The sequence below is a fragment of the Sphingomonas psychrolutea genome, from assembly GCF_014636175.1.
Lineage (GTDB): Bacteria > Pseudomonadota > Alphaproteobacteria > Sphingomonadales > Sphingomonadaceae > Sphingomonas > Sphingomonas psychrolutea.
Genome location: NZ_BMDW01000019.1, coordinates 18,579 through 41,015 on the forward strand (window position 1 = coordinate 18,579; position 22,437 = coordinate 41,015).

General features: G+C 65.0%; 16 protein-coding genes. 12 read left to right on the forward strand and 4 right to left on the reverse strand.

The features are described from left to right. Positions 1 to 8: 8 nt before the first annotated feature. A complete protein-coding gene (locus tag IEV62_RS14000) occupies positions 9 to 2,372 on the reverse strand; it encodes a TonB-dependent receptor (RefSeq protein WP_188448539.1) in 2,364 nt (787 codons plus the stop codon). Between the two features lie 123 nt (positions 2,373 to 2,495). Between IEV62_RS14000 and IEV62_RS14005 the strand changes: the two genes are divergently transcribed. Beyond that, the gene (locus IEV62_RS14005) at positions 2,496 to 3,167 is read left to right on the forward strand and encodes a TetR/AcrR family transcriptional regulator (RefSeq protein ID WP_188448541.1); all 672 of its coding nucleotides are present in this window, start codon (positions 2,496 to 2,498) and stop codon (positions 3,165 to 3,167) included. On the opposite strand, the gene IEV62_RS14010 is transcribed toward IEV62_RS14005, so the two are convergent. Both IEV62_RS14010 and IEV62_RS14015 read right to left on the reverse strand, forming a co-directional pair. Beyond that, a complete protein-coding gene (locus IEV62_RS14010; RefSeq protein ID WP_188448544.1) occupies positions 3,159 to 5,540 on the reverse strand; it encodes a thiamine pyrophosphate-binding protein in 2,382 nt (793 codons plus the stop codon). The genes IEV62_RS14005 and IEV62_RS14010 overlap by 9 nt on opposite strands. A 54-nt stretch (positions 5,541 to 5,594) precedes the next feature. Continuing rightward, the gene (locus tag IEV62_RS14015; protein ID WP_188448546.1) at positions 5,595 to 6,656 is read right to left on the reverse strand and encodes a LysR family transcriptional regulator; all 1,062 of its coding nucleotides are present in this window, start codon (positions 6,654 to 6,656) and stop codon (positions 5,595 to 5,597) included. A 71-nt stretch (positions 6,657 to 6,727) separates the two neighbouring features. Here IEV62_RS14015 and IEV62_RS14020 point away from each other — a divergent pair, with 71 nt between their 5' ends. From IEV62_RS14020 to IEV62_RS14070, 11 genes are read left to right on the forward strand one after another with little or no spacing between them, the layout of a single operon-like run. After that, positions 6,728 to 7,933, forward strand: a complete 1,206-nt coding sequence (locus IEV62_RS14020; RefSeq protein WP_229733172.1) for an aromatic ring-hydroxylating oxygenase subunit alpha — start codon at positions 6,728 to 6,730, stop codon at positions 7,931 to 7,933. After that, a complete protein-coding gene (locus tag IEV62_RS14025; RefSeq protein WP_188448548.1) occupies positions 7,930 to 9,189 on the forward strand; it encodes an aminotransferase class I/II-fold pyridoxal phosphate-dependent enzyme in 1,260 nt (419 codons plus the stop codon). Before IEV62_RS14020 ends, IEV62_RS14025 begins: the two co-directional genes overlap by 4 nt. After that, positions 9,186 to 10,718 (forward strand): FAD/NAD(P)-dependent oxidoreductase, encoded by a 1,533-nt coding sequence (locus IEV62_RS14030; protein ID WP_188448551.1) that lies wholly within the window; start codon positions 9,186 to 9,188, stop codon positions 10,716 to 10,718. The genes IEV62_RS14025 and IEV62_RS14030 overlap by 4 nt, the downstream gene beginning before the upstream one ends. After that, positions 10,711 to 11,859: an NAD(P)/FAD-dependent oxidoreductase gene (locus IEV62_RS14035; RefSeq protein WP_188448561.1), complete on the forward strand. Its 1,149-nt coding sequence runs from the start codon at positions 10,711 to 10,713 to the stop codon at positions 11,857 to 11,859. The genes IEV62_RS14030 and IEV62_RS14035 overlap by 8 nt, the downstream gene beginning before the upstream one ends. Continuing rightward, complete coding sequence (locus IEV62_RS14040) at positions 11,856 to 13,112, forward strand: sarcosine oxidase subunit beta family protein (protein ID WP_188448563.1); 1,257 nt, start codon at positions 11,856 to 11,858, stop codon at positions 13,110 to 13,112. The genes IEV62_RS14035 and IEV62_RS14040 overlap by 4 nt, the downstream gene beginning before the upstream one ends. Continuing rightward, complete coding sequence (locus tag IEV62_RS14045; protein WP_188448565.1) at positions 13,109 to 13,360, forward strand: sarcosine oxidase subunit delta; 252 nt, start codon at positions 13,109 to 13,111, stop codon at positions 13,358 to 13,360. Before IEV62_RS14040 ends, IEV62_RS14045 begins: the two co-directional genes overlap by 4 nt. Beyond that, positions 13,357 to 16,068, forward strand: a complete 2,712-nt coding sequence (locus IEV62_RS14050; RefSeq protein ID WP_188448567.1) for a 2Fe-2S iron-sulfur cluster-binding protein — start codon at positions 13,357 to 13,359, stop codon at positions 16,066 to 16,068. Before IEV62_RS14045 ends, IEV62_RS14050 begins: the two co-directional genes overlap by 4 nt. Continuing rightward, on the forward strand, positions 16,061 to 16,516 hold the full coding sequence (locus IEV62_RS14055; RefSeq protein ID WP_229733174.1) for a sarcosine oxidase subunit gamma family protein: 456 nt from the start codon (positions 16,061 to 16,063) through the stop codon (positions 16,514 to 16,516). Before IEV62_RS14050 ends, IEV62_RS14055 begins: the two co-directional genes overlap by 8 nt. Next, the gene (locus IEV62_RS14060) at positions 16,513 to 17,817 is read left to right on the forward strand and encodes a spinster family MFS transporter (protein WP_188448569.1); all 1,305 of its coding nucleotides are present in this window, start codon (positions 16,513 to 16,515) and stop codon (positions 17,815 to 17,817) included. Before IEV62_RS14055 ends, IEV62_RS14060 begins: the two co-directional genes overlap by 4 nt. A gap of 14 nt (positions 17,818 to 17,831) precedes the next feature. After that, entirely contained in the window at positions 17,832 to 18,692 is an 861-nt protein-coding gene (gene purU / locus IEV62_RS14065) for a formyltetrahydrofolate deformylase (RefSeq protein WP_188448571.1), read from the forward strand. Positions 18,693 to 18,702: 10 nt separating this feature from the next. Then, on the forward strand, positions 18,703 to 19,830 hold the full coding sequence (locus IEV62_RS14070) for a DUF3089 domain-containing protein (protein WP_188448573.1): 1,128 nt from the start codon (positions 18,703 to 18,705) through the stop codon (positions 19,828 to 19,830). Between the two features lie 47 nt (positions 19,831 to 19,877). Here the strand turns inward: IEV62_RS14070 and IEV62_RS14075 are convergent, their stop codons facing one another. Continuing rightward, a complete protein-coding gene (locus IEV62_RS14075; protein ID WP_188448575.1) occupies positions 19,878 to 22,376 on the reverse strand; it encodes a TonB-dependent receptor in 2,499 nt (832 codons plus the stop codon). Between the last annotated feature and the right edge of the window lie 61 nt (positions 22,377 to 22,437).

A 22,437-nucleotide genomic window follows, 5' to 3' on the forward strand; every position in this document is an offset into this window, starting at 1 on the left:
CCGGTCGATCAGAATTTCGCGGTGATCGTCCCGAAAATCTGCCGCGGATTGCCGTAAAAGGCAGTGGCAATGCCTTCCTTGCCCAGCGTCGCGACATAGGGACCGTTGGGCACCGGCACGTTGGTCAGGCTGATCGGGTTCCCCGCCACATCGGTGCGGATATATTGGTAGCCTGCGGTCTTGTAGATCTTGTTGGTGATGTTCTTGGCGTGGACGCCGATCGAATAGCGGCCGCCGCGCCCGAAGCTGTAGGTCAGATTCGCGTCCCACAGCGCATAGCCCGGCTGGTCGAGGAAGGGGCTAGCCGTCTCGAACTGGTGCGTCAGAGTGCGATACGAGAGGGTGGTGTTGGCGTTGACCTTACCCGCCCCGACCGGAATGGTGCCAGCGAGCGTCGAGGACAACGTCCAATCGGGCGTGTTCTGGAACACGCGGACGTTGGCCACGTCGACACCGGTCGGCCCGATGAAGGTCTTATATTTCGCGCTGATATAGCCGAGCGTTCCCGACAGCGAGACATTCGACCCCGGCCCGGCAAAACCGCGCGCGAGCACGCCGGTCGTCTCGAGTTCGACGCCCTTGATCGTCGCCTTGGCGGCGTTGGTTGTGATGCCGCAGAACGACTGTACCCCGCCGATGACGCAGCCGACCGAACCCGGCACCTGCACATCGCTATAATCGGAATAGAAGCCGTCGAGCGCGATGTTCAACCGCTTGTCGAACAACGAGCCCTTATAACCGATTTCATAGCTCTTCACGACTTCGGGCTTGAACAGCAGATAGTTGTAAATGTCCTGATAGGTCCGCCCCGCCGCCGGATTGGCGATCGGCGACGACGTTCCCGAACCGCGCGGATCGAAGCCACCGCCCTTAAAGCCTTCCGCATAGGACGCGTACAGCAAATGGTCGGGCGTCGGCTTGAAGCTCAACGAGGCGCGCGGCGTAAAGCGCTTGAAATTGGCGGTCCCGGTGAAATCGGTCGACGGCGCGCCGAACGGAACCGGCGTCCCGCCGAATTCAGACGTCAGCCCGAGATAGCTCGCCTTGAAGATCGTCGAGCGACGCTCATCCCACGTATAGCGCCCGCCGAGCGACAGGCTGAGCTGCGGAATGAAATCATAGGTGAAGTCGGCGAAGATCGAGCTCGTCTCGGTGCGGACGTCGCCCTTGGTATAGGCGTTGAAATTGGCGAACGTCGTCGACAACAGCACGTCGAAACCGGTCGAGGCCTTGGCCCCCAGATAATAGAAACCGACGAGCCCGTTCAGTTTGTCGCTCTTATAGGCGAACTGGAATTCCTGGCTGGTCTGTTCATTGCGATAGACCGCCGGCACATCGACATCGGTCGCCGGCAGCGCGTCGAAATCGATCGGGGTGAACGAACGATCCTTGCGGAACGCGCTGATGCTCTTGAAGGTGATCGCATCGGACAATTGTGCGGTGGCGACCAGCGACAGGCCACCGGCCTGAATGTTCTGCTTCGGGTTGTTGAGGCCGGCGCGCGTGTCGAACGCATTGGCCTGCACCGGCGCACCGCTCAACAAGCTGGTGATGAGCCGCGATCCGTTGCGCGCGTTCGATTTGTCCTCGGTATAATCGCCGGTCAGGCGCAGCGTCATGCGATCATCGGGCGAGGCGAATTCGATCGTGCCGCGCCCGGCCCAGACATCCTTGTTATAATTGTCGATGTTGAGGTTGGTGTTGCGCCCGAAGCCGCCGCGCGTCAGCCTCGCGCCCGAAACGCCGACCTTGAACAGGCTGCCAAGCGGCGTCGACAGGCTGACAATGCCATCGGCCTGGTTGAACGAACCATAGCTTCCCTTGAAGCTTGCCTCGGGCCCGTCGGCGAGCCGCTTGGTGACATATTTCACCGCGCCGCCGATGGTGTTGCGGCCATAGAGCGTACCTTGCGGCCCGCGCAGCACTTCGATTCGTTCGACTTCGTACACGTCGAGCACCGCCGCCTGTGGGCGGTTGAGATAGACGTCATCGAGATAGATGCCGATGCCGGCCTCGAACCCGGGAACGGGATCCTGCTGCCCGACGCCACGGATGAAGGCGGCGAGCGTTGAATTGGTGCCGCGCGCATTTTTCAGCGTGGTGTTGGGGGTTACATTCTGCAAATCGGTCAGATCGACGACGCCAGTCTGTTCAAGCCGCGCAGCGGAGAAAGCGGTCGCAGCGATCGGCACGTCGAGCAGGGTTTCTTCACGACGGCGCGCGGTGACGACGATATCGCCGTCCGCGACATCCTGCTGCTGCGCAGCGGGAGCCTCGCTCGGCGTGGTTTGGGCAAACACTGGAACAGCGGTAAAGGCAGCGAAAGCGGCGCTTGCATGGAGCAGCGCGCGCGCAGAAATCAGGCGTGTCATCGGTTTTCCCCTCCTGTGGCGCCTCCACAGCGGCCCCGGTATCATCCGGGTTGTGCGCCAGTCGCAGTCGCTATACTGAAACCTGAACCAGGTTTCAACTTGGGAAATAGGAGGGCGTCGTAAATGGCGGTAGAAAGTGTCCCGAATGCCACAGCGCCCGCGCTGGAGGAGGGCATATCGGCAGCCAGCGCGGGCAAGGCCCCGCGTACCGAGCGCGGGCGCCGCACGCTGCGCACGATCCTTGATGCTGCGGCGATCGAATTCGGCGAGCGCGGCTTTCACGAGGCGTCGGTCAGCGGCATCACGCGCCGCGCCGGCGTCGCGCTGGGCAGTTTCTATACCTATTTCGATTCGAAGGATGCGGTGTTCCGCGCCTTGGTGCGCGACATGTCGGATCAGGTACGCGACCGCGTCGCCCCCGCAATCCGCGCCGCGCCCGATCAGATCGCGGCGGAGCGCGCAGGACTAAGCGAGTTCATCGCCTTCGTGCGCGGGCATAAGGAGATCTACCGGATCATCGACGAAGCCGAATTCGTCGATCCCGAATCGTTCAAGCTCCATTACGCGACCACCGCCGACCGCATCGCCACCCGGCTGAAGGCGGCCGCGACGCGCGGCGAAGTGCGCACCGACGTGTCGGAAGTCCATGCCTGGGCGATCATGGGGATGAACGTGTTCCTTGGCTTGCGCTTCGGGGTCTGGGGCCAGGATATGGCACCGGATGCGGTCGCGGATGTTGTCGCTGACTTTCTCGCGCGGGGATTGTCGGCGGACGCAACCCCGAGATCAGGCTGACCTCGCACCAACCGGCCCCAGGCACAACTCGGCCACCGCATCGACGATCGCCTCAGCATCAAGCCGATAGCTGCGAAACAGATCGGGCACGTCGCCGGTCTGGCCGAAGCGATCAACCCCGAGCGGACTGACGCGCATCCCGCGCACGCCGCCGAGCCAGGACAGCGTCGACGGCGCGCCGTCGATGATCGTGACGAGCTTCGCACCGGCGGCAAGTTGCGCCAGCAAATCCTCGGCATGGCTCGGCGCGCTCGCGCCGGTCCAGCGCCCGGCATGCCGCGCCGACCAGCCGCGATGCAGCAGATCGGGCGAGGTCACCATCAGCAGCCCGAGCCCCGGCACGTCATCGGCCAGCAGCGTTGCCGCTTCCAGAACTTCGGGCGTGATCGCACCGGTGAAGACGATCGCGAGGTCGGCGGCACCGCTTGGTGGCTTCAGCCAATAGCCGCCGCGCAAGGCATCGTCCTGCCAGCCATCGTCGGCGCGCACGATTTGCGTCAGCGTCCGCGTCGTCAGCCGCAGATACACCGATCCGCCATCGTCCGCCTGCATATGACGAAACGCCCAGCCCATGATCAGCGCAAGTTCGTCGGCAAAGGCCGGTTCGAAATAGGTGAGGCCGGGCTGGCCGATCCCGATCAGCGGCGAGTTCATCGACTGGTGCGCCCCGCCCTCCGGCCCCAATGTCAGACCCGAGGGGGTCGCGACGAGCAAGAAGCGCGCATCCTGGTAGCAAGCGTAATTCAGCGCATCGAGCCCGCGCGCGATGAACGGATCATAGACCGTGCCGATCGGCATCAGCCGGGTGCCGAACAGCGGCGCGGCAAGGCCCAAAGCCGCGAGCATCAGGAACAAATTGTTCTCGGCAATGCCCAATTCGATATGCTGGCCGGCATGGTGCGCCGCCCATTTCTGCGCAGTCGGGATGCGCGCGGCGGAGAAGACGTCCTTCAATTCCTGCCGCCGGAACAGCCCGCGTTGATTGACGAACGCGCCGAGATTGGTCGACACCGTCACATCGGGCGAGGTCGTGACGATCCGGTCGGCGAGCGCCCGACCCTTCGCATCCCCCGATTTGGCGAGATCGAGCAGGATCCGCCCGAACGCGGCCTGCGTCGACAGCTCGACACCATCGGGCACGGGGATTTGATCGGGCACAGGAACTGCCGCGGCGGGTGCAAGCGCATGCGCCTGGGCGAGCGCGCTGGCCTCGACCACCGCGCGTGCAGAGGCCGCCGCATTGGCGCCAAGGCCGCCATAGGGTGCCCACTCGTCGCCCTCGGCGATGCCGAGATCGCCGCGCAATTGCTCGATCTGGCCGGGGTTCATCAGCCCCGAATGATTGTCCTTATGCCCGGCAAACGGCAGGCCATAGCCCTTGACGGTATAGGCGATGAACAGCGTCGGCTTATCGTCATCGCAGCGCGCGAACGCCTCCAGCACGGTCGCGATGCAATGCCCGCCGAGATTGGTCATCAGCGCGGCGAGCGCGGTGTCGTCATGCTCGGCGATCAGCGCGAGCGTCTCGGGAAAAGCGACCAGATCGGCGGTCAGCCGCGCGCGCCACGCCGCGCCACCCTGATAGGTGAGCGCGGCGAATTCGGCATTGGGGCATTCGTCGATCCAGTCGGCAATCGCTTGCCCGCCGGGCCGCGCGAATGTCTCGCGCTGCTTGCGCCCATGTTTCAGCGTCTCGACGCGCCAGCCGCACGTCTCGAAAATATCGTCGAAGCGGCGGAACATCCGGTCCGCCGTCGTGCTGTCGAGCGACTGCCGATTGTAATCGACGATCCACCAGCAATTGCGGATGTCATGCTTATACGCCTCGATCAGGCATTCGTAGATATTGCCCTCGTCCAATTCTGCATCGCCGATCAGCGCGATCATGCGGCCAGCATCGGCTTCGGCCATTTCGCCATGCGCGATCAGATAATCCTGGATCAGCGAAGCGAACGCCGTGATCGCCACGCCCAGACCGACCGATCCAGTCGAGAAATCGACGGGAATGCTGTCCTTGGTGCGGCTGGGATAGCTTTGCGCGCCGCCAAAGCCGCGATAACGCTGTAGCGCGTCGCGCGATTGCTGCCCGAGCATGTAATGGATCGCGTGCAGCACCGGCCCGGCATGCGGCTTCACCGCGACCTTGTCCTGCGGGCGCAGTGCGCCGAAATAGAGTGCGGTCATGATCGCGGTGATCGACGCGCAGCTCGCCTGATGCCCGCCGACCTTCAGCCCGTCGCGACTATCGCGCAAATGGTTGGCATTGTGGATCGTCCATGAGGACAGCCAGCGCAGGCGGGTCTCGATCGATTCGAGTACGGCGATGGTCGCCGGGTCGGTGTGGTGCGCGGGCGGCGTGACGGTCATATCCATGGGGATTATGGTAGCGGATCACTACGCGGATGCGATACCAATCTTGGCATGCACTCATGCCGCGTCGGCGGGACCCCCCTGCCGCGCGGCGAAATGTGCGATCAGCCAGCTGCGTACCAGGCTGATCGTCGGATCGGCGAGGTCGTCGGCGCGCAGCTTCAAATAATAGCCGAAGCCGTCGTTGATGACGGTGTCATACGGCACGACCAGCCCCCCGGCGGCGATTTCAGCGGCGAACATGTCGATATCGGCGAGCGCGACGCCGTCCGAATGCATCGCATAGCGGACCGCGAGCGCATTCGAGTCGAAGGCGAGCCCGCGATCGGCATCAAGCGCGATCCGGCACTGATTGGCATAGGTGCTCCACAACAACCCGCGTGGTTGATCCTCCAGCTTGACGTGGAGCAGATCATTATCGGCGAGGAAGGCTTCGAGCGATTTGCCCGCGTGCCGCGCGGCGGTCTGCGGCGAACTGACCGGCGCAACGCGGACCATCCACAACAAATCGGTCACGCGGTCATCGATATTGGGGCGGTCGAACACGATCGCCATGTCGGTCTCGTTGCTCGGCAAACCAACTGCGCCCGAGCTGGAAATGTCGATCCGGATCTCGGGATGTTCGGCGCGAAACGCCTGGATCATCGGCATCACGACCTGTTGCAGCAAGGTCGGCGGGATGTGGATACGGATCGGGCGGTTGGCATTGGGATTGGCGCAAATCGCGTTCATCGTCTGCTCAAGCCGGTCGAACGATTTGCTCACCTCGGGCAGCAACGCCTTGCCCGCCGCGGTCAGCACGAGCGTCTGGCCCGAGCGATCGAACAATTTGTGCCCCAGCAATTCCTCGAGGCTGATGACATGGCGGCTCACCGCGCTTTGGCTGACGTTGAGCGCTTGCGCCCCCGCCGTGAAGCTCAGCCGCTGCCCGACCGCATCGAACGCGCGCAGCGCGTTGAGCGGTAACCAGCGCCGATTGACCGGTGAGGTGCGTGCGATGGAAATCCCTTCCGGTGCGCGGACGTTATGCCCAAATTCGATACCAAGCGCGTTTTTTGGGCAGATGCAACGCCACGCGCCACGTTGGCCCGCGCCTTTCAGGTTTTTGCATGTCGCCATGCACAAATGCGATTTCAGCTGCGGCCCATGCCCATGCCACTGACTGTTGCTTGGCAGGCGGAGGCGACACGTTGGAACTGGGGGATATTTCGGCGTTGTTGCGCACGCGCCCAGCGGGCCATTCGCTGCCCCGCGCCTTTTACACCGGCAGCGCGGCGTTCGAATTCGATCTTGCCGCGATCTTCGGCACATCGTGGCTGTTTGCCGGGTTCGAAGCCGAGGTGCGCAACCCCGGCGACTACATCTCGTTCATGGTCGGGCGCTGGCCGGTCATCATCGTGCATGGCCGCGACGGCGAAGTGCGCGCGTTCCATAATAGCTGCCGTCACCGCGGATCGATCCTGTGCAAACCCGGCCAGGGAAGCGCCGCGCGGCTGGTCTGCCCCTATCACAGCTGGACCTACGGCCTCGACGGACGCTTACTCGCGGCGAGCCGGATGCCCGAGGACTTCCAGAAGAGCGAGCACGGCCTGAAGCCGGTCCATCTCGAACGCATCGCCGGCGCTATCTTCATTTGCCTCGCCGAAACGCCGCCCGACATCAGCGTGATGCGGCGCGACCTGACGCCGCTGCTGGCACCGCACAATCTCGGCCACGCCAAGCTCGCCTTTCAGTCCACGCTGGTCGAATATGCCAATTGGAAGCTGGTGATGGAAAACGGCCGCGAATGCTATCATTGCGCCGCGGGCCATCCCGAACTGGCGCGCACCTTTCCGGTCCATGCCTCGGCCTATTTCGGCTTCGCGGACGATACCTCGCGGAACTTCGAAGCGCGGATGGCAGCGCTCGGCATGCCGATGGGTCCGGTCGGCGAGGATTGGTGGCAAGCGGTGCGCTTCCCGCTCAACGACGGTACCGTCGCAATGACCACCGACGGCACGTTCAACGTCAAGAAGCTGATGAACGATGCCGGCGGCGGCGATACCGGGTCGCTGCGCTGGGCGGTCGAGCCCAATAATTTCTGCCATTCGACCAGCGAATACACCTTCGCCTTCACCGCCATCCCGGTCTCCCCGACCGAGACGCATGTCGTGTCCAAATGGCTGGTGCATGAGGATGCGGTCGAAGGCGTCGATTACGACATCGATACGCTGACGCATTTGTGGACGCAGACCAATTTGCAGGACAAGGAATTCGCCGAGAACAATCAGCTCGGCGTCAATTCCCCTGGCTACACCCCCGGCCCGTACAGCCCCGAAGCGGAATCGCTGACGCTGCGTTTCGTCGATTGGTATTGCGCCCGCGCCGCCGATTATCTCGATCGGGCAGCGGCATGAGCGCAGCGCACGACCCGCGCTGGCGCGCCGAAACGCTGGCGGTGCGCGCCGGCTATGATCCGGCGAGCGCATCGAACGCCGCCAAACCGCCGATCTATATGACATCGACCTTCGCCTATGCCTCGGCGCGGCAAGCGAAGGACATTCACGAAGCCTATTTTGAGGGCACCGGCCCCGAAGTCGGGCGGCCAGGGCATATCTATGCCCGGCTCGGCCATCCCGGGCTCGATATGGTCGAACTCCGCCTCGCCGCGCTCGATGGCGCGGAAGCGGCGGCGGTGTTCAACAGCGGCATGGCGACGCACAGCGCGATTGCCCTCGCGCATCTGCGGCCCGGCGACAGTGTGGTGTTCAGCCGCCCGATCTATGGCGGCACCAACGGGCTTTATACCGGGATGATGCCGGGCTTCGGCGTCGGCCACGCTGAATTTACCGACGGGTGCGACCGTTCCAGCGTGGAGGCGGCCGTCACGGAGGCGCTGGCGCACGGTCCGCTCAAGCTGATCGTGATCGAAACCCCCGCCAACCCGACCGCCGCGATCGTCGATATCGCGCTGGTGGTGGACATCGCCGATACGGTCGGTGCGCGCAGCGGCACGCGGCCGCTCGTCGTGGTCGACAACACCTTGCTCGGCCCGTCGATGCAGCGCCCGATCGAGCTTGGCGCCGATCTGTGCATGACGAGTCTCACCAAATATTGTGGCGGCCATAGCGATTTGATGGCCGGCGGCGTGTCGGGCCGCGAAGCGCTGGTCGCGCCGCTCCGATTGCTCCGCACCACGCTTGGCAGCCATCTCGATCCCTATACCAGCTGGCTGTTGCTACGCTCGATGGAGACGGTGCATCTGCGCGTCGAACGCGCGATGGATAACGCCCGCAAAGTGGCCGAATTCCTGCGCGAATCCCCAAAAATCGCCGGGATCACCTATCTCGGCTTCCTCGCCGAAGGAACGCCGCAGCGCGCGGTGTATGACCGGCAATGCAAGGCGGCGGGCTCGACCTTCTCCTTCGCGGTCACTGGCGGTGAGGCCGAGGCGTTCCGCTTCCTCGACCGGCTGCGGCTGCTGCGTTTCGCGGTCAGCCTGGGCGGATCGGAGACGCTGATCACGCATCCCGCGACGACCACGCATTATGCGATTTCGTCGGAAGAGCGCGCGGCCGGGGGCATTACGCCCGCGACGCTGCGCCTCTCGGTCGGGATCGAGCATGTCGACGATCTGATCGCCGATCTGGCGCAAGCGCTGGAGGCGCTATGAATGTGGTGCCGCTGGTGCGCGACGTCCACGCGCTCGACAGCAAAATTCCTCATGCCGAGACGCATTTCGATCTGGTCGTAATCGGCGCAGGTCATGCCGGAACGACCGCCGCGATCGCTGCTGCACAGACCGGCGCGAGCGTCCTTCTGATCGACGAACATCCCGTCCCCGGCGGCCAGATCGGCACCGATGTCCCCTATTTCTTCGGCGGCCGCGCCACGGCGGCGGTGCAGCAGAGCGGGCGAATGCTCGAACAAGTGTTCGGCACCAATCCCGATCTGGAGGAAGCGTTCGAACTCGGCGTCGATGTCCGGCTCGGTACGATCGCCTGGGGGCTCTACGTCAACGGGCCGGCGATGCGCGTACTTCCACAGCCGTTGCTCGGCATCGCCGATGGCGATGGCGCGATGATGGTGGGGTTCGATCGGCTGATGCTGGCGACCGGCGCGCGCGATGTCGTGCTGGGCTTTCCGGGGTGGAACCAGCCGGGCGTGATGGGCGCGCAAGGCTTCGCCGCATTGGCCACGCGCTACGAAGCGCTGGCGAGCCGCCGGATCGTGATCCTCGGGTCGGGCGCGCTGGGGCTGGAGACGGCGCAGCTCGCGCTGGCGCACGGGATCGAGGTCGCCGCGATCGTAGAGGTTGCGGACACGGTGCAAGGTCCGACCGCGCGCGCGGCGCAGGTCCGCGCTACGGGGATTCCGATCCATCTAGGCACCACCATCGCCGCGACCAAGAGCGGGATCGATGGAGTCGAAGGTGTGACGCTTGCTCCCCTTCACGCCTCCCCGGAGAAGGCCGGGGCCCAGGTGCGCAGCGTCGATGGCGGAGGACAGCACCCAACTTCAAATCCCATCGATACTGGGCCCCGGCCTTCGCCGGGGGGGAACTCAAGGATCGACCTCGTCTGCGACACGATCGTCCTGGCGATCGGAGCAACCCCCGCGACCGAATTGCTCGACGCCGCCGGAACCCGCCAGACCGAGACGATCACGCTGATCGGCGATGCCGCGATCGCGACGCGGCCCGACCCTGCCTATCTTCAGGCGTGGGCAACGGCCCTTGCCGAATATGCCGCGCCCGACACGATCGTCTGCCAGTGCGAGGACGTCACGCGCGCCGACCTAATCGGCGTCCAACCGCCGCACTATCTCGATCGCCCGCACGCGATGGCCGCGCGCTCGCTCTCCTCGCTGCTCAACGACGGCCCCGCGCATCCCGACCAGATCAAGCGCCTGACGCGCGCCGGCATGGGCCAGTGCCAGGGTCGCCGTTGCCGCGATCAGGTGGCGTGCCTGCTCGCCGAGCAGCAACACGTTTCGCTGAGCGCGGTGCCCGTGGCGAGCTATCGCGCGCCGGTCCGCCCCATCCCGCTCCGCGTGCTCGCCGACTGGCAGGAACGCGGCGATATGGCCGCGGGGTGGGACGTGTGGTTCGGCATCCCGACGCAATGGACGCCCTATGCCATGATCGGCACGCCGGAGGAGGCCGAGCACGTCGCGGGGCTCGGCGGCAACATGCATGTCTGACGCCGACACGCCATCCGGCGCATCGGTCGTGGTGATCGGCGCGGGCGTTACGGGCTTGAGCGCGGCGTGGTGGCTGGCGCGCTCAGGCCTTGATGTCGTGGTGATCGACAAGGGGCTAGTCGGCTGGGAAGCGTCGGGCCGCAACGGCGGCGGCGCGTCGCATTACCAAAGCCCGCTCTTTGCCGAAGAACAACGGATGTGGCCGCAGATGGACGATTTGCTCGGCTATCCGACCGAATATGTGCGCGAACGCATCATCATCCAGCGCGATCCCGATCTGCTCGATCATTACCGCGCGGTCGGGCGGATGTGCAGCGCGATGGGCTACCGCGTCGACGATCTCGATGCAGCCCAAGCGCAGGAAGCTGTGCCGTTGACCGACGAGACTTGCCTCGGCGGCATCCATCTGCGCTTCGGTGGCCATGCCAATCCGCAGCGTACGGTGCAGGCCTATGCCTGGGCGCTGCAGGATCTTGGTGGACGCATCCTGCAGCATTGTCCGGCGCTATCGATCGAAACGGCGGGCGGCAAGGTGGTTGCGGTCGAGACACCGCGCGGGCGAATCGCGTGCGATGCCTTGGTCGTCGCGGCGGGGCCGCAATCGGGGATGTTGCTCAGCCCCCTCGGCGTCGATTTTCCACTCGCCTCGGCCCGCGCGGAGATGATCGTGACCGAGCCTGCGCCGCTGATGAGGATCGGCGGCGTCGATGGCAACGGCCTGTACGGACGCCAGACCTTGCGCGGTAACCTTGCCTTTGGCGGCGGGCCGCACGAGTGGATCGCGATGGATGCGACCGGCCCGAAAGCGCGCCCGACCTCGCCTTTGGTGCGCAACCTCGCGCGCCGCGTCGCCGAGATGTTTCCGCGCGCCGCGCAATTGAACGTGATCCGCTCCTGGGCCGGGGTGATCGAGAACACCCCCGATGGCCGCCCGATCATCGACCGGCTCGACAATCCTGGCAACGTCACGGTAGCGACGATGTCGGGTGTGGGCTTCGGCCTTTCCCCGGCCAGCGGCCATGCGATCCGCGATCTCGTGATCGACGGAATCTGCTCCTTCACCGAAATCACCAAGCTCGGCCTCGCGCGTTTCGCGGACCTCGAACCCGATTGGCGTGAACGCCGTGGGTGGGCGGTATGAAGCGCTATTCGGCGCTGGCGCTGCTCAAGGCCGGGTTGACCGGACAGCGCGGCTGGGACCGGGCGTGGCGCGATCCCGAACCGAAAAAGAGCTACGACGTCATCATCATCGGCGGCGGCGGGCATGGCCTGTCCACGGCCTATTATCTCGCCAAGGTGCACGGCATTCGCAACATCGCGGTGCTGGAAAAAGGCTGGATCGGCGGCGGCAATACCGGGCGCAACACCACGATCGTGCGCTCCAATTACCGCCAGAAGCCGCTGCATGACCTGTTCGACTTCGCGCTGAACCTGTGGGAGGGGATGAGCGACGAGCTCAACTATAACGTGATGTTCTCCCCGCGCGGTGCGCTGTTCCTCGGCCATAGCGACAGCGACATGACGATGCTGGCGCAGCGCGGCGATGCTTTGCGCTGCGACGGGATCGATGCCGAACTGCTGAGCCGCGATCAGGTGCAGAAGCTGATCCCGTTGCTCGATATGTCGGCGAGCGCGCGCTTCCCGATTCATGGTGGCATGACCCAGCGGCGTGGCGGCACCGCGCGGCACGATGCGGTTGCCTGGGGCTATGCCCGCGCCGCCGATGCGCTGGGCGTCGACGTGATCCAGAAATGCGAAGTCACCGGCTTTACGATGGACGGCGGGCGCGTCACCGGGGTCGAGACCAATCGCGGCAGCATCGGCGCGGGCCGCGTCGGCATTTGCGTCGCGGGCAATAGCGGGCCGGTCGCGGCGATGGCCGGGCTGAAGCTGCCGATCGAGGCGCAAACGTTGCAAGCCTTCGTCACCGAACCGATCAAGCCGATGATCGACACCGTCATCATGTCGCAATCGCTGCATTGCTACATCAGCCAGTCGGACAAAGGCGGTATCGTGCTCGGCGGCGACCCCGATCAATTTCCGAGCTATGCGCAGCGCGGCCTGCCCGCGCGGATCGAGAAGGCTGCGGCCGAGGCGATCGCGTTGGTCCCTGCCCTCTCCCGCCTGCGGATGGTGCGGTGCTGGTCGGGCACCACCGACATGAGTTTTGACGGATCGCCGATCATCTCAGGGTTGCCGGTCGACAATCTCTATCTCAATGGCGGCTGGTGTTATGGCGGGTTCAAGGCGACCCCTGCATCCGGCTGGTGCTACGCGCATTTGCTGGCGACGGGCGCGAGCCATGCGCTTGCTGCACCGTTCGCCTTCGATCGCTTCGCGCGGGGGGCCACGATCGATGAAGCCGGCGTCGGTTTCATGCCGCAACTGCGATGATGCAGATCGACTGCCCTTATTGCGGCCCGCGCGCGCAAGTGGAGTTTGCCTACGAACGCACGCTCGATTCGATCGTCACGCTCGATATGCCGGCGGAGGAAGCGGTGTCGCGGCTCTATGCCCGCGCCAACCCGCGCGGGCTCGACGACGAGCTTTGGCGGCACAGTTTCGGCTGCCGTCAATGGCTGGTGCTGCGCCGCCACCGCGTCAGCCATGCGATCGTCTCGATAACGGAATATGCCCCATGAGCGGCCCGTCGCGCATTCCCGGTGGCGCGGAGTCGACGCTGCGCTTCCGCTTCGACGGCGTGGAGTATCGCGCCCGCCCCGGCGACACGCTGGCGGCGGCGTTGCTGGCGAACGGGGTTGGGCGCGTCGCGCGCAGTTTCAAATATCACCGCCCGCGCGGGGTGATGGCAGCCGGGGTCGAGGAGCCCAATGCGCTCGTCACCGTGGGGGTAGGCGGACGCACCGAACCAAACACGCGCGCGACCGATCTGTACGTCTATGACGGGCTGGTCGCCGTCAGCCAGAATCGCTGGCCAAGCCTCGCCTTCGATCTGGGCGCGATCAACGGCATTGCGGCACCGTTTCTGGCCGCCGGATTCTATTACAAGACGTTCTTCGGCCCGGCATCGCGCTGGATGCTCTACGAAAAGTTCATCCGCCGCGCCGCCGGGATGGGCAAGGCACCGACCGCGCCCGACCCCGACGCCTATGAACACCGCGCGGCGTTTTGCGACGTGCTGGTCGTCGGCGGCGGTGCCGCTGGCATCGCCGCCGCGCGCAAAGCGGTAGCGGCGGGGGAACGCGTGATACTGGTCGAACAGCAGCGCGCGCTGAGCGGCTCGATCGAAGGCGTACGCATGCTCACCCGCACCACCGCATCGGGCCTGTGGGACCACGGCTTCGCGACGCTGGCCGAGCGACTGGTCGAACCCGGCCAAACGCCCACGCCCGGCCAGCCGGCGCAGCGCCTGTGGCACGTCCGCGCAACGCGCATCGTGCTGGCGACCGGCGCGATCGAGCGGCCACTGACCTTTGCGGGGAATGACCGCCCCGGCGTCATGCTGTCGCAGGCGGTGCGGAGCTATATTGCTCGCTTCGATGTGCTTCCCGGCGAGCGCGTTGTCATCGCCACCAACAACGACGACGCCTATGCCACTGCCGATGCCATCGCGGCGGCGGGCGGCGAGGTCGTCGCGATCCTCGACTCGAGGGCGAGCGGACCTGCGACGCACTTCCCGGTTTTCACTGATGCCGTGCCGCTTTCGACCAGCGGCCAAACGCACCACCTCGCTTCGGTCAAGGCGCGGGTCGGTGCCGGCACGCGCCGCTTCGACGCCGATCTGCTCGCGGTGTCGGGCGGCTTCACCCCCGTCGTCCATCTCCACAGCCAGGCCGGCGGAAAGCTCGACTGGCGTGAGGATTTGCAAGCCTTTGTCCCCGGCGCGTCGCCGCAAGCGGTGAGCAGCGTCGGCGCGGCGGCGGGCGAGGTTCCGGCAATCGCGGCAACCGTCGCCGTCCTGCCCGATCCGAAGCACAGCTTCATCGATTTCCAGAACGACGTAACCGCCTCTGACCTGGATCTAGCCTGGGCCGAGGGGTATCGCTCGGTCGAGCATCTCAAACGCTACACCACGCTCGGTATGGCGACCGATCAGGGCAAGACGAGCAATATGGCCGCGCTCGCGCACCTCGCCAGCGTTGCGGGTGTGACGATCCCGCAAGCGGGCCTGACGACCTTCCGTCCGCCCTTCACGCCGTTGACCTTGGGGGCGCTGGCGGGCGCAGATGGCGGTGGCCATGCCGCACCCGCGCGTCGTATCGCTTTGTACGACCGCCACCAACGGCTGAACCCGCTGTGGCAGCCGCTCGGACTCTGGCATCGCCCTCGCGCTTATCCGATTGGCGACGAAACGCTGCACGCCGCAGCGCTGCGCGAGGCGCGGGCGGTGCGTACCACCGCCGGGATCGTCGATGTCTCGACGCTCGCCAAATTCGCAGTGACCGGGCCGGATGCCGCCGCCTTCCTCGAAATCGTCTGCGCGACCGGGGTCGCGAAGCTGGCCGTGGGGCGCGGGCGCTACACCTTCATGCTGCGCGAAGACGGCATGGTGATGGATGACGGCACCGTCTGGCGGATCGCCGAGACGCGCTATCTGCTCACCAGCTCGACCGGCGGCGCGGACCGGATGGAAGCGCATCTGAGCTACGCGCACCACGTCCTTGCGCCGCAGCTGAAAGTCTCGGTGGTCGCGCAGCAGGAGCATTTCGCCGGGATTGCGCTCGCCGGGCCGCTGTCACGCGAGATTCTTGCCGCGCTGACCGGCACCGAAATGCCCGCCCATATGGGTGTCGCGCAGGCGGCGATTGCAGGCGTGCCGGTGCTCATCCTTGCCGCCAGCTATAGCGGCGAGCGCGCGTTCGAAATCTATGCCGAGGGGCATTTGGCGGGTCCGGTATGGGATGCGCTGGAAGTCGCGACGCGTGCGGCCGGAGGGTATCCCTACGGCCTCGAAGCGCTGGAATTCCTTCGCATCGAAAAGGGCCATATCGTGATCGGTGCCGAGGGCGATGGCCGTACCACGCCGCACGATTTATCGCTCGAAAAGATGCTGCGCAAGGCAGGTGGATTCATCGGCGCGAGCGGCCTGACCCGGCCCGCGCTCGCCGCCGCAGACCGCGCGCAGCTCGTCGGCCTGACCAGCGACACGCCGATCCCCGAGGGCGCAATGCTGATCGCGCACGATGGCGCGCCGGTCGAAGGGCATGTCACCTCCGCCGCAGGCCGCGTGATCGGAACCGGCGCGGTCGCGCTGGGCTTGCTCGGCGGCGGGCGGGCGCGGCTGGGCGATGTGCTGCTTGCCTCCTCCCCGACGCGCGGCCAGTCGGCACGCGTGACCGTGACGGCACCGGTCTTTTACGATGTGGAAGGGACGCGCTACCGTGAGTGATCCATCGGTGGCCTTCAGCATGGCAGCCGCAGGCGACGTGATTGCGCTCGATCGCTGGGATGCAGCCCCGCCCGACGTCGCGGCGGGTACGCGCCTGCTGCAAGTCGAGCCGCGCCGCTGGTGGCTGATCGGCGCTTGCGCGCAGACCGACACGCTGACCGCGCAAATCGGCGACACCGGCGCCTTGAGCCCGATCGGCGGCGGCCTGACCCGCGCGACGCTCACCGGCGCGGGTTGGCGCGAAGTATTGACGATCAGCGGCTGTTTCGATGTCGAGGACCCGCGCTTCGGCGTGGGCAAGATCGCCGCGACGACGCTCCATCATGTGCCGGTGTGGATCGCACCGACGGGTGACGAGATGTGCGAGGTCTATCTCGCCAACAGTTACGCGCCTACGCTCCACGAATTATGGTCGCGCAGCGCGACCGGCCAAGGGGGGCCTTCATGACTTCATCGCCTGCACCGCGTCTCGATTCCGCGCGCTGGTATGTCGTGCTGGTGCTTGGCCTCGTCTATGCGGTCAACATCGCCGACCGCTATGTCGTGGCGACGGTGCTGGAGCCGATCCGCAAGGAATTCGGGCTGAGCGATTCGGGTGTTGCGTGGCTGACCGGCGTAACGCTCGCTTTCTTCTACATCTCGGTCGGGCTGCCGATCGCCAGACTGGCCGACCGATCGAACCGCCGCAACATCGTCGCTGCCGCGATGATCCTGTGGTCGGCAATGACCGCGCTGCTCGGCTTTACCCAGAATTATTGGCAATTCCTGCTCGCGCGCATCGGCGTGGGCGTCGGCGAAGCGGGGGGTACACCGCCGTCGACCTCGATCATCGCCGACAATTTCCCGCGTGGGCGGCGGGCCTATGCGCTCACCGTTTATGCGCTCGGCTTGCCGCTCGGCGCGTGGATGGGGTCAAGCCTCGCTGGCGCGATCGTCGAATATTTCCATAGCTGGCGCGCGGCCTTCATCGCGCTCGGCATTCCCGGCGTCGTGTTCGGCGTGCTGATCCTGCTGACCGTGCGCGAGCCGGTGCGCGGTCGCTTCGAACTGGTCACCGAGGACAGCGCGCCGTCGGCCACCTTTACCGAAACCTGCCGCTATCTGTGGTCGTCGCGCTCGGCATGGCACATCAATGCGGCGGGGACGATCATCTGCCTGTGGGGCTGGGGTTTGCTGTGGTGGACGCAGACCTATCTCGAGCGCGAATATGGCCTGTCGACCGCACAGGCTGGCGCACGGCTTGGCACGATCTATTTCTGGGCGGGCAGCGGCGCGACAATCGCCACCGGCATGATCCTCGCCATGCCGCAAATGCAGGATGCCAAGCGCGTGGCGTGGATGTTGAGCGGACTGGTGCTGCTGTCGACCATCCCATCCTTCATCGTCTATTACACGCATTCGCTGACGCTGGCGACGGCGATGCTGTGGCTCGTCGTGCCGACCGCGTATCTCTATGTCGGGCCGACCATGGCGCTGCTGCTCAATTTCCTGCCGCCGACGATGCGCGCGCAGGGCATGGCGATCAGCTTGCTCACCGCCAATGTCGCCAATCTGATCATCGCGCCAACCGCCGTCGGCTGGATCAGCGATACGCTGGCCGGGCCGCTCGGCAGCAATGCCGAGTCCTTGCGCTATGCGCTGATGGCGTTGTCGCTGACCGGCTTCTGGGCGGCCTATCATTACTGGACCGCAGTGCGGACCTTCGCGGCGGACGATGCACGCGTACAAATGGTCGGCGCGACCGCCTGACTCTTGGAGCACCAATGACCGCACAACCCTTCATCCTGACCCTGTCGTGTCAGGACCGCCCCGGCATCGTCGCGGCCGTCTCGGCACATATCTTCGTGTGCCACGGCAACATCACCGATTCGAGCCAGTATAACGACGCGGATTCGGGCCGCTTCTTCATGCGCACCGCGTTTGCGATTCCCGCAGAGGGCGACCCCGCCACCTTGCGCGCCGGGTTCGATAGCCTCGCCAGCCGCTATGGCATGACGCTGTCGCTGCGCCCCGCCGATGCGCGACAGAAGGTGCTGATCCTGGTATCGAAGTTCGACCATTGCCTGGTCGATCTGCTGTATCGCCGCCGCATCGGTGAGCTCGACATGGATGTGGTCGGGATCGTTTCGAACCACCCGGCCGCGCATTTCGCCAAGCTCGATCTCGCCGACATTCCGTTCCACCATTTGCCGATCACGCCCGCGACCAAGGCCACGCAGGAGGCCCGGATCTGGGCGATTCATCAGGACAGCGGCACCGATCTGGTCGTGCTCGCGCGCTATATGCAGATTTTGTCGGATGATCTGTCGGCCAAGTTCGCCCATCGCTGCATCAACATCCACCACAGCTTCCTGCCCGGTTTCAAAGGCGCTAAGCCCTATCATCAGGCGCACGCGCGCGGGGTGAAGGTGATCGGCGCGACCGCGCATTATGTGACCGGCGAGCTCGACGAAGGCCCGATCATCGAACAGGATGTCGAGCGGATCAGCCACGCCGACACCGCCGAGGATCTGGTGCGCAAGGGCCGCGATATCGAGCGGCGCGTGCTGTCGCGCGCGGTTGGGTTGCATTTGAGCGGGCGCGTGCTCGCCAACGGGGCGCGGACGATCGTATTCCGCGATTGAAGGATTGCGCATGCTGTTCCTGCTTGCCGCGGCGGTGACGCCAGTACCGACCGACTATCGCGTGCCCGCCAACTGGCTGTGCCGCCCCGGTCGGGCGGATGCCTGTGCTGGCGACATCGCCGCCACGATCGTCGCGCTTGATGGAACGCAAACGGTCGAACCCGCCGCCAAGCGCGCGGCCCCGAAGGCGGATTGCTTCTATGTCTATCCCACCACATCGATGGACCCGACGCCGCATAGCGATTTGATCGCGGGCGATGGCGAAACGGGGATGGCCGCGTCGCAAGCGGCACCGTTTCGTAGCGCGTGCCGGGTGTTTGCGCCGCTCTACCGGAGTGTTACGCTGCCTGCGCTGCGCGCCGCGATGCGCACCGGCACGCGGCTCTCCGGCGCCGATTTCGAGCTGCCTTATGCCGATGTCCGCGCGGCGTTTCGTGCGTATCTGACGCGGGACAATCACGGGCGGCCGTTCGCGCTGATCGGCCACAGCCAGGGGTCGGCGCTGTTGAAGCGGCTGGTGATCGAGGAAATCGACGACAAGCCGATCCAGCGGCAAATGCTCTCGGCGATCCTGCCGGGAACGGCCGTGCTGGTCCCGCGCGGGCGCGATGTTGGCGGCGACCTGAAGTCCGTTCCGCTGTGCCGCGCGGCGACGCAGACTGGCTGCGTCGTCACCTGGGCGAGCTACCGCGACACCAATCCGCCGCCCGCCAATGCCTTGTTCGGACGCGCAGGCGGGTCCGATCTGGTGGCAGGCTGCACCAATCCCGCGCACCTCACCGGCGGCGTGGCGCCACTCGATCCGCTGCTCGGCTTTCCGTGGTGGCGGGGCGGCGTCGCGCAGTTCAAGCAACCGGCGATCTGGGCCGCGCGGGGCAAGCCCGTCGGTACGCGTTTCGTGCGGATGCCGGGGCTGTTGTCGGGCGCATGCGTCGCGCGCGGCGATGTCCGCTATCTGGCGGTGCAGGTGACGCCGGGTGCCGCGACCGATCTGGTCGCCGCGACGGTCGGCCCAGACACGGTCGGCGACACTGCTTATCCCGATTGGGGCTTCCACGTGATCGACATCGCCATCGTCGAACGCGATTTGATCCGGCTGGTCGCGGCGCAGAGCGCGGCGTGGCACAAAAGAAAATAGGGGACGGTTGCCCGCCCCCCATCTTCATTCCTCACTTTACGAAACGGTCAGAACTTAACCTTCGCCCGCAGCCCGATCGTGCGTGGACGTGCCAGCGTGTTGCGGCTGCCGGCCTGATAGACCTGATAATAGGTCGCGCGCGCGATGTTGGTTACCGTCACGCCGTCGGCGAGGTTGTTGCCGTACACACCGAATTCGAACTGGCCGATATTGTACGTCGCCGATGCGCTGAGATTGTGAGATTCGGGGATCACGGCAAAGGTCTGGCTCGGTCCGGTCGCGGTCAATTTGCCCCCGGTCAGCGTCGTCGAGAAGTTGTTGAAGGTGGTGTTCTGCGACGATTGATATTGATAGCCGAGCTGTAAATGCAAATCGCCGTGGCCAACCGGGCGATCGTAGAACGCCTGGAAGTTCGCGGTATATTTCGGATAATAAGGCGTGCGATCCCCATCGAACGCACCCACCGTCGGAATATCCCCATTGGCCTTCGAATCGTTGATCGAACCGCTGAGCGACAATGTCAGTTCGGGCGTCGCCTTGATCATCGTTTCGAGCTCGAGGCCCTTGCTGGTGATCTTGCCCTTATTGTCGGTGAAGAAATACGAGCAGTTCAGCCGCAACCGCGTCTGCACATCGGACCAGTCGATATAATACGCACTGGCGTTGAGCGTGATGCGGCCGCCTGCCAGCTTCGCTTTCTCGCCGATCGTATAGTTCCACAATTTGTCGGGGCCGAAGGTCAGCGGCGCTGCGGTATAACCATAGGAGGCCAGATTGCTCGCGCACTGCCCGGCAATGCCCGCAGTCCCGATCGGCACCGGCTGATTGCCGCCGCCATAGCGGAAGCCCTTGGCGACTTCGCCATAGACCAGGAAATCGTCATTGACCTTGTACGAGATATTGCCGCGCGGGTTGAACCCATTCGACTTCAGCGTCGCATTGGTTGTCAGCGGCACGTGGTTGACGACGCCGTAAAAGCCACTTTCGAACAGGTAATATTTTTCCTTAAAGTTGAAATAGCGCACGCCCGCGGTCAGATCGAGCCGGTCGGTGACGTGCCACGTACCATCGGCATAAGCGGCGAACTGATGCTCGTTGACGTCCTGCAGGCCCGAGAAGATGTCGTTCGGCTGGAACGCGCCATCGACCGTCTGCGAATTATACTTGCCGCCGGGCACCGCGAACGGGCCGTAGAAATAATTGACATAGGACAGCGTATCGAAGCCTGCCGTGGGAATGTCCTGCCGCAAATGGCGGTCCTGCTGTTCGTAGAACACGCCGACCGTCCATTTCAGCGGGCCGCCGCTCTTCGAGACGAGCCGCGCCTCGCCCATATAGTCCTTCAGTTTCTGGTCGATCTGATACAATTCGGCCGGCAGCGAACGCGCGAGATTGTCGCTATACGCGGTCGGCGCTTCGAACAACGGATAGGTGTTGGTCTGCGGCGTCAGCGCCGAACCGTAATCCTGGAAGAAATAGCCGATCTGCGGCTCGACCGACGCATCGAAGCCGATCGCACGATCGGTATAGGCCCCCGTCACGATCAGATTGGCAAAGCCCGCATCGTAATCCGCACCGAGCTGATACAGCCGGAACCGGTCATCGGTGCCCTCGGGGCCATTGGTCAGGACCGTGTAGGGCGCGAGACCGCTGAACGCGGAATTGAGACCGCGCGCGATGCTGCGTTCATAGGTGATGCTGCCATCGACCGTCAGATCGGGGCTGGGGGTCCAGCGCACCGCGACGCGACCCTGATAGGTGTTGTTGCTATTAGCGTTCTGCTTATTGCGCAAACCGATATTGTCGATGAAGCCGCCATCGCGCCCGACATAGAAATTCGCGCGGACGGCGAGCGTGTCGGAGACGATCGGCAGGTTGATCATGCCGCGGATGTTGTAGCTGGCAGCCCCATGTTCGGTCGTGGCGACGCCCGCCTCGGCGGTGCCGAAGGTCTTGGTAAGACTTGGCTTGGCGGTGACGAAGCGGATCGTGCCCGCCATCGATCCGGCGCCGAACAGCGTGCCTTGCGGCCCGCGCAGGATTTCGACGCGTTCGAGATCATAGACCTTCAAATCGGGCGTCTGGCCCTGCACCGAGATCGGCGTATCGTCGAGATAGACCGCGACGAGGCTGCGATCCGACGTATCCGACGTGGCATAGCCGCCCGTCGAAAGACCGCGCATGTTGAATTTGTTGAACCCCGGCGCACCCTCGGTGATCGACAGCGACGGCGTGAATTTGGCGAGATCGGACAGATTGCCCTGACCCGATTTGGTGATCTGATCGATGTTCACCACCGAGACCGCGATTGGCACCTTCTGGAGCGATTCGGCACCCGAACGGCTGGCGGTGACGACGATGTCGGTCAATTCATCCTTGGCCGGCGCTGCCGGAGCGGCCTGGGCTGCAGCAGCGGCGGCAGGATCGGGTGCGGCGAAGGCGGCGCTGGGTGCGACCAGCGCGAGGCTGGCACCCGATGCCAGCAACAACGCCAGCAAGGACGTGCGCCGACCGAAATTCTCGGTCTGGTGATGCGAAGTCGTCATGATTCCCCCTTATCGAACAAACTCGTCAAAGCGTCGTACCGTCGCTCGGGGCTGCATGGCC

What these genes read in the sequence shown, in the direction of transcription:
- IEV62_RS14075 (WP_188448575.1), bottom strand. Translation starts at nt 22,376, where the DNA reads ATGACGACTTCGCATCACCAGACCGAGAATTTCGGTCGGCGCACGTCC.
- IEV62_RS14030 (WP_188448551.1), top strand. Translation starts at nt 9,186, where the DNA reads ATGAATGTGGTGCCGCTGGTGCGCGACGTCCACGCGCTCGACAGCAAA.
- IEV62_RS14045 (WP_188448565.1), top strand. Translation starts at nt 13,109, where the DNA reads ATGATGCAGATCGACTGCCCTTATTGCGGCCCGCGCGCGCAAGTGGAG.
- IEV62_RS14040 (WP_188448563.1), top strand. Translation starts at nt 11,856, where the DNA reads ATGAAGCGCTATTCGGCGCTGGCGCTGCTCAAGGCCGGGTTGACCGGA.
- IEV62_RS14000 (WP_188448539.1), bottom strand. Translation starts at nt 2,372, where the DNA reads ATGACACGCCTGATTTCTGCGCGCGCGCTGCTCCATGCAAGCGCCGCT.
- IEV62_RS14070 (WP_188448573.1), top strand. Translation starts at nt 18,703, where the DNA reads ATGCTGTTCCTGCTTGCCGCGGCGGTGACGCCAGTACCGACCGACTAT.
- IEV62_RS14035 (WP_188448561.1), top strand. Translation starts at nt 10,711, where the DNA reads ATGTCTGACGCCGACACGCCATCCGGCGCATCGGTCGTGGTGATCGGC.
- IEV62_RS14050 (WP_188448567.1), top strand. Translation starts at nt 13,357, where the DNA reads ATGAGCGGCCCGTCGCGCATTCCCGGTGGCGCGGAGTCGACGCTGCGC.
- IEV62_RS14015 (WP_188448546.1), bottom strand. Translation starts at nt 6,656, where the DNA reads ATGGCGACATGCAAAAACCTGAAAGGCGCGGGCCAACGTGGCGCGTGG.
- IEV62_RS14060 (WP_188448569.1), top strand. Translation starts at nt 16,513, where the DNA reads ATGACTTCATCGCCTGCACCGCGTCTCGATTCCGCGCGCTGGTATGTC.
- IEV62_RS14025 (WP_188448548.1), top strand. Translation starts at nt 7,930, where the DNA reads ATGAGCGCAGCGCACGACCCGCGCTGGCGCGCCGAAACGCTGGCGGTG.
- IEV62_RS14005 (WP_188448541.1), top strand. Translation starts at nt 2,496, where the DNA reads ATGGCGGTAGAAAGTGTCCCGAATGCCACAGCGCCCGCGCTGGAGGAG.
- IEV62_RS14010 (WP_188448544.1), bottom strand. Translation starts at nt 5,540, where the DNA reads ATGGATATGACCGTCACGCCGCCCGCGCACCACACCGACCCGGCGACC.
- purU (WP_188448571.1), top strand. Translation starts at nt 17,832, where the DNA reads ATGACCGCACAACCCTTCATCCTGACCCTGTCGTGTCAGGACCGCCCC.